This window comes from Brachybacterium netajii (SeqCode), from assembly GCF_054114245.1.
Genome location: NZ_JBSYXB010000003.1, coordinates 357225 through 369563 on the forward strand (window position 1 = coordinate 357225; position 12339 = coordinate 369563).

Genomic DNA, 12339 nt, shown 5'->3' on the forward strand with positions numbered 1-12339 from the left:
CCAGGGGACGGGATCGGGCTGTTCTGCGCTGTTCCGCGGTTCGGCGCTGCGCCCCCGGAGACGGGAGCGGCGGGGGCTTTCGTGTCGTCGAGCGCGCCGGGGCGGTCGGTCGTCCCGAGGCTCGGCGGGCCCGGGGCGGTCTGTCGTCCCGAGGGTCGGCGGGCCCGGGGTGGTCTGTCCGCGAATGGGACGTGAGAAGCATCTGCCCTGCTATATGCGGGCCACGTGCCGCTGAGATCCTTTTCGCTGCCACCCCTCCTTCGAGCTCGCCCCACGAGCCCTCCCGCACAGCATCCTCGAGCACGACCAGTGGCCGCCAGCAGCCGGAATGACCCTCAACAGACCGACGAGTGTCCACCAGCAGTCGGAATGACCCCTCATACCTACAGCTCACGGACACTCGAGCCCGCATACCTACAGCTCACGGCCACTCGACAGGCGCCATGCCCATCCGGACAGGCGGCCTGCCCATCCGGACAGGCGGCCTGCCCATCCGGACAGGCGGCCTGCCCATCCGGACAGGCGGCCTGCCCATCCGGACAGGCGGCCTGCCCATCCGGACAGACGGCCTGCGCATCGAGCGCACCGGGAACCCGTCCAGTGGCCGCCAGCAGTCGGAATGGCCCTCAACAGACCGGCGAGTGTCCACCAGCAGTCGAAATGACCCCTCATACCTACAGCTCACGGACACTCGAGCCCGCATACCTACAGCTCACGGACACTCGACCCCGCTTCCCACTCATGAACGCGACTCCCGCTCCGCCGGCGTCAGGTCGAGCGCATGGGACTGATGAGCGATGAGGTACCAGCCGGATGAGGCCGTGAGGGCCGTGGTCACCCGGCGAGCTCGCGGAGCTCTTCGAGAGACCCGACGTCGGGCCCCGCCCCGTCCGCGGTGACCGCTCCGAGCCTGCCGTCAGCGACCGTGTACACGCCCTCGAAGGGGTTCACCAGGACATATGCGCCATCGCCGAGATCGCTCAGGAGCAGGAGGACCTCGGGGGAGTCGACCTCCTCGATGGGGGCGCCGCTCTCGTCCTCGGACGTCGCCCTGTCATCCGCTCCCACCGTCTGCACGACGTCGAGGGAATCGCCGACCTCGACGTCTCCCGAGATCACCTCGGTGACCCGGAGGGTCGCGATCGAGGTGAGGACCCCCATCGCCTCGCAGTCCTCGTCGGAGAGGTCGACTCCGGACTGCGGGTTCTCCAGATCCGTCCCGGAGTCGTCGGCGCCCTCGGCGACTTCGGCGTCCGGGTGCTCGAACGCTTCGCGGGAGCACTCCACCGTGCCGACGACGACGGTGTCCGCCGCCTCGAACGCGGCCTCGAGGCTTCCGTAGTCGGGATAGTCCGCTGATACCTCGACGACTGACTCGGCGGCCGTCTCCTCGGGCGTCTCCCCGGATGCTCCGTCGGCGGATGGCTGGCCGCCGCAGCCGGCTCCGAGCAGCACCACGGCCGAGGAGGTGCCCAGTGCGAGGAGTGCGCGGCGAGAGGTCATCAGCAGATCCTTGTCAGTCCGGAACTGTCACGCGCCCATGCCGGGGGCGGGGACGGCCGGGAGGGCGGCGAGCAGCTCCTGCATCTCGTCGGCCTCGATCGCGCGGTCGAGGACGAGGGCGGTGACCGCGACGTCGACCCAGGTGCCGCGGGGGATGTCCAGCGGCTGCGACCAGGCCAGCGAGGTCGCGGCGCCGACGTAGTCCGTCGACCGCACGAACCAGGGGTCGATGCGGCCCTGCGCGGCGGTGTCCTGGATCAGCACGAGGCTGGACCAGTCGTCCCCGTGGCGGCGCTGGAGGATCACGAAGGGATGCTCGGAGCCGTGGGCGGCCCCCTCGCCGGTGCCGCCGGGGACGACGATGCGGGCCTCGTCGGTCGAGGGCAGACGCCAGAACAGGCCGCCGTAGCCGGCGCCCATCCGGCCGCGGACCGCGGGGCTCGTGATGCGCACGTCCTCCTCGTCGGCATGCAGCCGCGAGGACCAGGACAGGCCCCAGCCCTCCCGGCCGGGCAGCACGAAGGCGCTCTGGCGTCGGCTCTCGCGCAGCAGCTCGGAGCCCTCATGGGAGAGCCAGCGGACGTCGGAGCGCAGCTCGTGGCCGTCGCCGACGGCGTCGATCGCCTGCACCTCCTGCCGGCCGTGGTTGTTCAGCAGGGTCGAGCCGCGGCCCTCGATGTAGGTGCGTCCGCCCCAGTAGGTGGTGCCGTTGACGTCGGAGACCGTCAGCGAGACCCCGAAATGGTGGCGGTGGTCCAGGGGGTTCGTGACCGTCATGGCCCGGCCCTGCAGCGAGCGCACCGGATGCAGGTGCGGGCGCGGGCTGTGCAGCGGGGCCATGGAGGCGCCGGAGACCGCGGCCGCGAGCAGCTCGCCGCCGTGCAGGAGGGTCCAGTCGGCGCCCTCCTTCACCCAGCCCAGCGGCCGCACCCCGGTGCCCGTGGGCGGAGCGGACGGGCTCGAGGGGGAGGAGGCCGGCGCCATCGGGATCCGCGACGGGGGGACCCGTCCGGTGCTGTCCCCGATCACGAGCGTCGGCGCGACCAGCACGCTGTCCTGCGGATCCGCCGCGAGGAGCGCGCCCGACGCAACCGCGCCCGACGACCCGGCGCCCGAGGACCCGGTGCCCGACGAGGTGATCGTGCCGACCGCGCTCGCAGCGCCGGCCGTGCCTCTCGGGGTGCGGCCGCGGACGATCCGCTGATGCAGCAGCGACCAGGTGACCGCGCCGATGTCGGTGCCGCCCTGGCCGACGGTCGTCAGCGAGGGCACCGCGAAGCGGGCCAGCTCGATGTCGTCCACACCCGTGACCGACAGGTCCCGGGGGACGCTCACGCCGAACTCGTTCAGCCGCGCGAGGATCCCGAAGGCGAGGAGGTCGTTGAAGGCGAGCACCGCCGTCGCCCCCGACTCCAGGACCTCCGGTGCGATGTCGTAGCCCGCGCGCATGGTCGACCCGGCAGCGAGGGTGCGCACCTGCATGTCCGGATTGGCCTCGCGGATCGCGCCCAGCGCGGCGATGCGCGCATGGTTCGCCACGCTGCCCGCCGGGCCCGCGACGTAGAGGAAGTCGCGGTGCCCGTAGGACAGGAGGTGCTCGGCCAGCTGCTGGATGCCGCGCGCATAGTCCACGCCGACGGTAGCCACCCCCGGGATCGCGCTCGCGCGGTTCACGACGATCACCGGTGCGACCTGCGGGACCAGGACGTTCAGGTCCTCCTCGCTCATGCGCGGGGACACCAGCACCACGGCGTCGCAGCGCTGACGGGCATCGCGCGCGATCCGCGCCTCGTGCTCGGGATCGCCGGCCTCGGCGACCAACACGCTGTAGCCGTCGGCCTCCGCCGCCTTCGCGACCCCGCGCAGGATCGTCTGGAACAGCGGGTTGCCGAGGTCGGGGACGACGAGCGCGACCGTCAGGGTGCGCCCGATCGAGAGGTTCCGGGCGGTCATGTTCGGTCGGTAGTCGAGCCGCTGGGCGGCCTCCCGCACGCGCTCGCCGATGCTCGGGTCCACGCTCGTGCGGCCGTTGAGCACGCGCGAGACCGTCGCCCGGGACACGCCGGCGGCCTCCGCGACCTGGGTGATGGTGGGTCCACCGCTTCCTCGGGGGCTCACGCCGGCTCTCCTTCCCGCCGGACCACGAGCGGTCCGAAGCGCGCCCGACGCTCGTCGACGGGCGAGCCGAGCTGCCCGTCCGTCGCCGCGAACAGGCCGATCTCGGCACCGATCCAGTGTCCCTCCGTCGCCTGCCATCCGGCCAGCAGCGTCTGCCCGTCGGCACTCAGGGTCGCGCGGCCCTCGGCGTCGATCTCCACCGCGAGCTCGACGCTCACGGCGCCCGCGGCTGCGTTCGACGAGCCCGACGAGTCCGACGAGCCCGCGCCCGCGGAGCCCGCCTCGGCGGGGGCGAGGAGGCGGTGGACGGTGAGCTGCTCGTCGGCGTCGTCGGCGCCCATGGTGCCGCTGACCAGGGCGACCGTGTCGCCCGTGCGGCGGAGCCCGGCCCAGGCGTAGGCGTAGCCGAGGACCGTCACACCGGCGCGCTCGACGCGCGCGGGCCGACCGGCGGGCACTGCGGAGGCGGCCGACGCCGCGGTCTCGCCCGACGCGTCCGGCGCGGAGTCTGCGGGGGCCGCGGGGGCCGCGGGGTTCTCGAGGGACAGCATCGTGGTCCAGCGGCTGGGCTTGCCGGGGATCTGCTGGCCGAGGATCGCGCCGAGGTCGCGCAGGTCGCCGCGCGTGCAGGAGGCGAAGCCCAGGCGGAGGGCGCCATCGCCGGGCAGGTCGATCCACTCGGGGCGCGGGTTCGCCTGCCAGTGCCAGCGCGGATGCAGGACGGGGGAGGAGAAGTCGTCGGAGCGCTGCGGCTCGTGGTAGCCGTCCGAGGCGGCAGCGGCGTCGGCCCCGGTCGCAGCGGCGGCGTCGGCCTGCGAGGCGTCGGCCTGCGAGGCGGCGGCTCCCGCGGACGCCGGGAAGGCGGGGACGACGGCGACGGGCTGGCCCCGGAGGTCGTCGATCGGGGCGCCGACGCGCGGCCAGCCGTCCTCGCCGAAGCGGACCGGCTGGGCGTGCACGACGCGGCCGAAGACGCCGCGATCCTGGAAGTGCAGGAACCACCAGGCGCCGTCCTCGTCGTCGATGAGCGCGCCCTGGTGGGGGCCGTTGACCGGGGTCGAGCCCTGCTCGAGCACGATCCGGTGCTCCCACGGGCCGCGCAGGTCGTCGGCCCGGAAGACGACCTGGTAGCCGTCGGCGACGCCGCCGGCGGGAGCCCAGATCCAGTACGCGCCGTGCATCCGGTAGATCTTCGGGCCCTCGAGGGTGAGCATGTCCCCGAGGTCGTCGCCGTCGATGATGATCTCGCCGCCGTCGAGCGGGGCGCGCAGGTCGGGGGTGACCTCGAGGAGCGTGAGGCGGTTCTTCACGCGCGCCCGGGAGCGGGCCCAGCCGTGGACGAGATAGGCGCCGCCGTCCTCGTCCCACAGCGGGCAGGGGTCGATGAGGCCGCGGCCCGCGAGCAGCAGGTGCGGCTCCTCCCAGGGGCCGGCGGGATAGTCGGCGCTGACCACGAAGATGCCGTGGTCGGGGTCGGGGTAGACGATGTGGAAGCGGCCCTCGTGCTCGCGGATGCTCGGCGCCCAGACGCCCGATCCGCGGCGCGGCACCGCATAGTGCGCGGTCTGCGGGAGCGCGGGCAGCGCATTGGTCACGTGCTCCCAGTCGACCAGGTCCCGCGAGCGCAGCACCGGCAGGCCGGGGGCGCGGTTGAAGCTCGAGGCGATCATCCAGACGTCGGAGCCGACGCGGATCGCGTCGGGGTCCGGCCAGTCGGCGTCGAGGACGGGGTTCGAACGGCGGTGCATGCGGACTCCTGGGATGCGTGGGATGCGTGCGCGGATGCGAGGCGTGGGCGGGGCCGGTCCGGGCGGGCGCGGGGGCGCCCGGCGCCGGTGCGCGGGCCGCGGGCCGCGGGAACAGGGTCGGAAACGGGGAGAGACCGGTTTCTGCGACTGTGTGGCCGCCCACAGTAGCAGGCTCCTCGGAGGGGCGGGAGAGCAAATGGGGGAGGGGCGTCCCGAGGGGCCGCGCGGGCGGTGCGGCGCACACCCGAGGGCTCCGAGATCATTCTGTGACCAGGGTCTGACCTGGGGATGCGGGGTCCGGGAACGTGCTCGTCGCGAGATTTTGGGAAAGTGCTTGCCCAGATCTGTTGACAGGCGGCGAGGCGACCTCCACACTGGTCGGCACGCGGTGAGACCGGTTTCTGATCGGTTTCCCACGGAGCGGTGGGATCCCCGACGGAGGGGCATCCCGGCAGCGGATCGACCGGCAGTGACGCGATCGGATCCACCCGCCCGTCGGAGCCGCGATCCGACACTCGACGAGGAGCGTGGAACGCCGATGGTGGCTGACCCTTCGACCGTCCCAGGGACGGGACCCGCGGCGACCGCGGGCCTCGGCTCGGGCACGTCCATCACCCCGCGCCAGCGGTCCGTCTGGACCAAGGTCTGGAAGATGCGGACCCTGTATCTGATGGTGCTCCCGGGCGTCGTCTACTTCATCATCTTCAAGTACGTCCCCATGGGCGGGCTGATCATCGCCTTCCAGGACTACAAGCCGTTCCTCGGCGTCCTGGGCAGCCCGTGGGTGGGCTTCGAGCACTTCGTGCGGCTGTTCACCGAGGACACCTTCTTCATGCTGCTGCGCAACACCCTGGTGCTGTCGCTGCTGCTGATGGTGATCTCGTTCCCGGTGCCGATCGTGCTGGCCCTGCTGCTCAACGAGCTGCGCAGCCGCATCTTCCAGCGCACGATCCAGACGATCGTCTACATCCCCCACTTCATGTCGTGGGTGATCGTGGTGTCGATCTTCTACGTCATGCTCACGACCGACGGCGGTGCGATCAACAACCTGATCGTCGCCGCGGGCGGGCAGCCCGTCGGCTTCCTCACCGACCCCGACTGGCTGCGGCCGATGTACGTCTTCCAGCACATCTGGCGCACCGCCGGCTGGGGCACCATCGTCTACCTGGCCGCGCTGACCGCCGTGGACGTCAACCTCTACGAGGCCGCCGAGATCGACGGCGCCAACCGCTGGCGCCAGACCTGGCACATCACCCTGCCGGCGATCCGCCCCACGATCATCGTGCTGTTCATCCTCTCCATCGGCGACTTCCTGGAGCTGGGCTTCGAGCACATGTTCCTGCTGCTGAACTCGATGAACCGCGAGGTCGGCGAGATCTTCGACACCTACGTCTACACCGCCGGCATCCAGAACGGGCAGCTGAGCTACTCCACCGCCGTCGGCCTCTTCAAGGGCCTGGTCGGGCTGATCCTCGTGATCGGCGCCAACTCGGTCGCCAAGAAGATGGGCGAAGAGGGCGTGTACTGACATGTTCGCCTTCGACCAGTTCGCACAGCTCAACCGCTGGCTCGGCGGGTTCTGGCGCCTCATCGCGCTGAACCTGCTGTGGATCGCCGTGACCCTGCTCGGCCTCGTGGTCGTCGGGATCGGCCCCGCCAGCTATGCGCTCGCGAAGTACCTGGACCGCTGGTTCCGTCACGGGGAGACCCCCGCGATGGTCCCCGCGTTCTGGCGGTACGCGCGGGAGCAGGGCCTGCGGCCGGTCGCCATGGCGGCGATCCTCCAGGCGGCGGCCGTCGTCATCGCCGTGAACCTCATGAGCCTGACCGACTGGTACTTGCGGGCCGCGAACCTCGGTGCCCTCGTCCTCCTCGCCGTGATCGGCTCGTACGTCTTCTTCGTGATGGCGGCGACCGAGGTGCGGGGCATGCGCCGCCAGCTCTCCGGAGCGCTGCTGCTCGGAGTCGGCTCCCTGCACTGGACGGTGCTGGGCGCCACCGCCGTCGGCCTCTCCTGCTGGCTCATGACCCGCTTCGCCGTCCCGCTCCTGCTCCTGCTCGTGCCGGTGCTGCCCTTCGCGGTCGTCGCCGCGATCCTCCGCAGCGTGCTGCGCGACCTCGACGAGGCCGTCGCCGTCGCGCACGCCGCCTCCGCCGACGCCGCCTCCGCGGCGGCCGGCGCCCCGGCATCCCTCACCGCTCCGGCCGTCGGCCCCGCCGTCGTCCCGAGCCCCCTCACCCGTCTCCGGCTCCGCCGGTCTCCCAGCTGACAGGGCGGGAGGGAGCGCCAACGTCGGCGCGACCCCCACCGCCCACCCCACCCCGGACGTCCGTCCCCTCTCGAAAGGTCCCCGGCATGATCCAGCGCAGAACCCTCCTGAAGTCCCTTCCCCTCGCCGCGGCGGGCGCCGCCGCGCTCTCCGCCTGCGGCTCCGGCGGCTCCGATGGCTCGGGCTCCGGCGGCTCCGACGGCGCGCTGACCTGGATGTCGATGCTGCACACGCCGACCACGCCCAGCGCCGACGGTCCCATCGCGACCGCGCTCGCCGAGCACACCGGCGTCGACTTCGACATCACCTGGGTCCCGGACGCCTCCAAGGAGGAGAAGATCACCGCGGCCCTCGCCTCCAACAACCTCTCGGACATCAACGTCCTGAACCAGAGCATGGCGGCCGTCCGCGAGCCGCTGCAGTCGGGCCTGTTCTGGGACGTCGAGCCGTACCTCTCGGAGTACACCAACCTCTCCGCGATCAACCCCAAGACGATCGAGGCCGCCCGCCTCGACGGCGTCCTCTACGGCGTGCCCTTCCAGAAGCCGCTGGCCCGCTACGGCGTCCTCGTGCGCAAGGACTGGCTGGACCGCCTCGGCCTCGAGGTGCCCCACACCATCGAGGACCTCACCGAGGTCGCCCGCGCCTTCGTCGAGGGCGACCCGACCGGCACCGGCGCGAAGGTCACCGGCTTCATCGACCGCCAGGAGTCCTTCGCGGTGGGCTTCCGCTCGCTGTCCGGCTACTTCGGCGCCCCCGACCGGTTCGAGCTCGACTCCTCCGGCCAGATGGTCCCCGCCTTCACCACCGATGCGTGGAAGGAGGCCATGGAGTGGTACCGCGGGGTCTTCGAGTTCGGCGGCGTGAACCAGGAGTTCGTGACCGTCCAGAAGCAGAACCAGCAGCAGGCGATCGCGCAGGACAAGGGCGGCATCGTCGTCACCGGCCTGTTCGAGGCCAAGAACTACATGGCCCTCGCCGACGAGATCAACCCCGACTCGGGCGTCGAGTGGGAGCTCATCAACGACATCACCTGGGGCGATGTGCCGCGCCGGATCATCTCCGACACCAGCGGCGGCATGGGCGGCCTGCTGGCCTTCAACACCCAGACGCTCAAGGACGAAGACGCCCTCAAGCGCGGCCTCGGCTTCATCGACAAGCTGCTGGACGAGGAGGCCTTCGCCCTCATGACCAACGGCATCGAGGGCACCCACTACGAGGTCGACGCCGACGGGGTCGTCAACATCATCGACCAGACCCTGTGGGAGCAGGAGGTGCAGCCCTACTCGAGCTCGCGCCCCGCCGACAACGTGGTGACCTACAAGTCCACCAACGAGTACGTCAACCGCGCCAACGAGCTCATGGCCGAGAACGACGAGTACGCGGTCACCAACCCGGCCCAGTCGCTCACCTCCAAGACCTACGACAGCCAGTGGGCCGCGCTCGAGCAGATCGTCAACGACGCCTACAACACGTACATGGTGGGCCAGACCTCCATGGACGACTTCGAGGCGACCATCGAGTCGATCCGCGGCCAGGGCCTCGACGACATCATCGCCGAGCTCACCGAGGCCAACGAGGCCGCGAGCTGATCGCGCGGGCGGGGCCCGCTCCGTGCGGGCCCCGCCCTCCGCCCGCCCCGTGCGGGCCCTGCCCTCCGCCCGCCTCGTGCGGGCCCTGCCCGCCCCACCGCTTCCCCGCGCCCCTCCCGCCCACCGGCGTCGGACGCACCACGTGAAAGGCTCCCCGTGACCCTCACCGACCAGCAGAGCGCCGTCGCTCCCGACGCCGCGACCGCCGACGCCGCTGCGACCTCGGCCGACGCCGCGATCGCCGTCGACGGCGAGCTCGCCACCGCGCGCCTGCAGCGGGCGATCGACGAGGCCGCCGCCCGCGGCGGCGGACGCGTGAGCGTCCCCGCCGGAGTCCACCGCACCGGGGCGCTGCGCCTGCGCTCGCACATCGAGCTGCACCTCGAGCCCGGCGCCGTCCTGCAGTTCGTCGCCGACCCCGCGCTCTACCCGATCGTCGAGGCCCGCTGGGAGGGCGTCCTCGGGTCCGTCCACTCCCCGTGCCTCTACGCCGCCGACGAGACCGACGTCGCGATCACCGGCTTCGGCACGATCGACGGCGGCGGCGCCTGGTGGTGGGAGACCTTCCGCGAGCGCCGCGAGGAGCTCGCCGCACCGCGCCCCACGCTGATCGGCCTGCACGGCTGCGAGCGCGTGACCATCCGCGACGTGCACCTGCGCAACTCCCCGGCGTGGACCGTGCACCCGGCCCTGTGCCGCACCGTCACCGTCTCGAACATCCGCATCCAGAACCCCGCGGACTCCCCGAACACCGACGGCATCGACCCCGAGTCCTGCCGCGACGTGCACATCTCCGACTGCCACATCGACGTCGGCGACGACTGCATCGCGATCAAGGCCGGCACCGAGGGCACCGCCGAGCGGGTCCCCTGCGAGAACGTCGTCGTCACCAACTGCACGATGGTCCGCGGCCACGGCGGCGTCGTCATCGGCTCCGAGATGGCCGGCGGCGTCCGCAACGTCGCGATCTCCAACTGCGTCTTCCAGGGCACCGACCGCGGCATCCGCATGAAGACCCGGCGCGGGCGCGGCGGCCTCGTCGAGCACGTGCGCGTGACCAACGTGGTGATGGAGGACGTGCTGTGCCCGTTCACCATCAATTCCTTCTACTTCTGCGGGCCCGACGGCAAGCTCCCGCACGTCGGCGACCGCTCGGCGCTGCCCGTGGACGCCGGGACGCCGAGCTTCCGCGGCCTGCGCATCGCCCACGTCACCGCGACCGGGGTGCGGGCCAGCGCCGGCCACCTCTTCGGCCTCCCCGAGTCCCCGATCGAGGACCTCTCGGTCGACGACCTCGACGTCGCCTTCGCCGCCGACCCGATCCCCGGGACCCCCGAGATGGCGACCGGCCTCGAGCCCGTCGTCCGCGAGGGCCTGCGCATCGGCTACGCCCGCGGCGCCGAGCTGCGCCGGGTCCGGATCCGCGGCGCCGAGGGCGAGGTGCTCGTCGCCGTCGGCTGCGAGGACCTCGAGGCCGACGTCCGACGCGCCGGATCGGAGAGCGGTCATGTCGATGCTCGCTGATCGCCGCTCCGTCGGCCGCTCCTCCGGTTCCGTCGGCCGCCCCCACGGGCGGCGCGCCGCCGGCCGGACCGAGGCGCCCGCCCCGCGGATCCGTCGCACGCCCGAGCTGATCGTCGTCGCCGTCGGCCTCGTCATCGCGCTGGTCGTGATGGGCGGCTTCGCCCTCGTCATCAACCAACTCGACGAGTCGGGCTTCGCCGAGACCGTCATGCCCTCCCTGTTCGGCGACGCCGCCGGCGAGGTCGAGGTCGGGGCCGCCCACGAGGCCGCCCGCACCCTCGGCGCCTGGTTCGGCGTCTCCTTCGTGGTGATGCTCGCGCTGTGCGCGGCGGGCATCGTCCAGACCCGCGTCCGCCCCGAGCGCCGCGCTCCCGGCTGGTGGTTCCTCGCCGCCGGGGTCGTCTGCCTCGTCGGCAGCCAGCTGATCCTGTACCCGATCGCCTTCCTGTTCTTCGTCGCCGCCGGCCTCTACGCCGTGCGCCGTCCCGCCTCCGAGGGGAGCACCCGATGACCACCACCCCTGCCGCACCGGCCACCGCCGCCGCCGGCTCCGGCTCCGCCGCATCGCCGGTCGCCGACCTCAGCGACGTCGTCGCCGCCGGGACCGGCGCGAGCCCGACGCCCGCCGCGCCCCGCCGCAAGAAGGGCGGGGCCCGCCCCCGCTCCGCCGGCGAGAAGATCTTCGCGGTGGTCAACGGGATCATCCTGACCACCTTCGCACTGATCTGCCTGGTGCCGTTCATCCACGTCATCGGCAGCTCCTTCGCCACCCCCGGCGAGCTCGCGACCCGGAACTTCCTGCTGATCCCGCGCGAGTTCACCCTCTCCGCCTACCGGTACATCCTCTCGACGCCGACGATCTTCCGCTCCCTGGGCGTGTCGATCTACGTGACCGTCATCGGCACCGTCCTGAGCCTCGTGCTCACCGCGCTCATGGCCTACGCCCTCGCCAAGCCGTACCTGCTGGGCCGACGCGCCGTGAACTTCATGGTCGTGTTCACCATGCTGTTCTCCGGCGGCATGATCCCCACCTTCATCGTCGTCTCGCGCCTGGGCCTGCTGGACTCGCTGTGGTCGCTGATCCTCCCGGTCGCGATCAACGCCTTCAACTTCGTGATCATGAGGAACTTCTTCGCCGGCATCCCCGACAGCCTCGAGGAGGCCGCCCGCATCGACGGCTGCTCCGAGCTCGGCGTCTTCGGCCGGATCGTGCTGCCGCTGTCGATGGCGTCCATCGCGACCATCGGCCTGTTCTACGCGGTGACCTACTGGAACACCTACATGGGCGCCGTCCTCTACATCAACGACTCGGAGAAGTGGCCGATCCAGGTGCTCCTGCGCCAGGTCGTCGTCGTCTCCTCCGGCATGAACGCCGACGCCACCGCCGTGGACGTCGTGCCGCCGGCGCAGTCGGTGAAGATGGCCGTGATCGCCGTGGCCACCCTCCCGATGCTCGCCGTCTACCCCTTCGTGCAGCGCTACTTCGTCAAGGGCGCCATGATCGGCTCCGTCAAGGGCTGACATCATCGGGACGGGCCGCACGCCGCGCGCGTGCGGCCCGCCCCTGCATCTCCCCACCATCCC

The 12339-nt window shown here is 71.9% G+C and carries 9 protein-coding genes; 6 read left to right on the forward strand and 3 right to left on the reverse strand.

Going from position 1 to position 12339, the window contains the following annotated elements:
• Positions 1-834: 834 nt before the first annotated feature.
• From ACXET9_RS08850 to ACXET9_RS08860, 3 genes are read right to left on the reverse strand one after another with little or no spacing between them, the layout of a single operon-like run.
• On the reverse strand, positions 835-1503 hold the full coding sequence (locus tag ACXET9_RS08850; RefSeq protein WP_457886178.1) for a hypothetical protein: 669 nt from the start codon (positions 1501-1503) through the stop codon (positions 835-837).
• 27 nt (positions 1504-1530) lie between these two features.
• Complete coding sequence (locus ACXET9_RS08855; protein WP_457886179.1) at positions 1531-3621, reverse strand: DUF6807 family protein; 2091 nt, start codon at positions 3619-3621, stop codon at positions 1531-1533.
• A complete protein-coding gene (locus ACXET9_RS08860) occupies positions 3618-5369 on the reverse strand; it encodes a family 43 glycosylhydrolase (RefSeq protein WP_457886180.1) in 1752 nt (583 codons plus the stop codon). Before ACXET9_RS08860 ends, ACXET9_RS08855 begins: the two co-directional genes overlap by 4 nt.
• 538 nt (positions 5370-5907) lie before the next feature.
• Here ACXET9_RS08860 and ACXET9_RS08865 point away from each other — a divergent pair.
• The 6 genes from ACXET9_RS08865 (at position 5908) to ACXET9_RS08890 (ending at position 12276) form a co-directional block, all read left to right on the forward strand.
• Positions 5908-6897 (forward strand): ABC transporter permease, encoded by a 990-nt coding sequence (locus ACXET9_RS08865; protein ID WP_457886181.1) that lies wholly within the window; start codon positions 5908-5910, stop codon positions 6895-6897.
• A 1-nt stretch (position 6898) separates the two neighbouring features.
• Positions 6899-7639: a YesL family protein gene (locus tag ACXET9_RS08870; protein ID WP_457886183.1), complete on the forward strand. Its 741-nt coding sequence runs from the start codon at positions 6899-6901 to the stop codon at positions 7637-7639.
• Between the two features lie 86 nt (positions 7640-7725).
• Entirely contained in the window at positions 7726-9231 is a 1506-nt protein-coding gene (locus tag ACXET9_RS08875; protein WP_457886184.1) for an extracellular solute-binding protein, read from the forward strand.
• 156 nt (positions 9232-9387) lie between these two features.
• Complete coding sequence (locus tag ACXET9_RS08880) at positions 9388-10755, forward strand: glycoside hydrolase family 28 protein (RefSeq protein WP_457886185.1); 1368 nt, start codon at positions 9388-9390, stop codon at positions 10753-10755.
• Complete coding sequence (locus tag ACXET9_RS08885; protein ID WP_457886186.1) at positions 10739-11266, forward strand: hypothetical protein; 528 nt, start codon at positions 10739-10741, stop codon at positions 11264-11266. Before ACXET9_RS08880 ends, ACXET9_RS08885 begins: the two co-directional genes overlap by 17 nt.
• On the forward strand, positions 11263-12276 hold the full coding sequence (locus ACXET9_RS08890) for a carbohydrate ABC transporter permease (RefSeq protein WP_457886188.1): 1014 nt from the start codon (positions 11263-11265) through the stop codon (positions 12274-12276). Before ACXET9_RS08885 ends, ACXET9_RS08890 begins: the two co-directional genes overlap by 4 nt.
• Positions 12277-12339: the final 63 nt, after the last annotated feature.

What these genes read in the sequence shown, in the direction of transcription:
- ACXET9_RS08850 (WP_457886178.1), bottom strand. Translation starts at nt 1,503, where the DNA reads ATGACCTCTCGCCGCGCACTCCTCGCACTGGGCACCTCCTCGGCCGTG.
- ACXET9_RS08860 (WP_457886180.1), bottom strand. Translation starts at nt 5,369, where the DNA reads ATGCACCGCCGTTCGAACCCCGTCCTCGACGCCGACTGGCCGGACCCC.
- ACXET9_RS08865 (WP_457886181.1), top strand. Translation starts at nt 5,908, where the DNA reads ATGGTGGCTGACCCTTCGACCGTCCCAGGGACGGGACCCGCGGCGACC.
- ACXET9_RS08870 (WP_457886183.1), top strand. Translation starts at nt 6,899, where the DNA reads ATGTTCGCCTTCGACCAGTTCGCACAGCTCAACCGCTGGCTCGGCGGG.
- ACXET9_RS08875 (WP_457886184.1), top strand. Translation starts at nt 7,726, where the DNA reads ATGATCCAGCGCAGAACCCTCCTGAAGTCCCTTCCCCTCGCCGCGGCG.
- ACXET9_RS08885 (WP_457886186.1), top strand. Translation starts at nt 10,739, where the DNA reads ATGTCGATGCTCGCTGATCGCCGCTCCGTCGGCCGCTCCTCCGGTTCC.
- ACXET9_RS08890 (WP_457886188.1), top strand. Translation starts at nt 11,263, where the DNA reads ATGACCACCACCCCTGCCGCACCGGCCACCGCCGCCGCCGGCTCCGGC.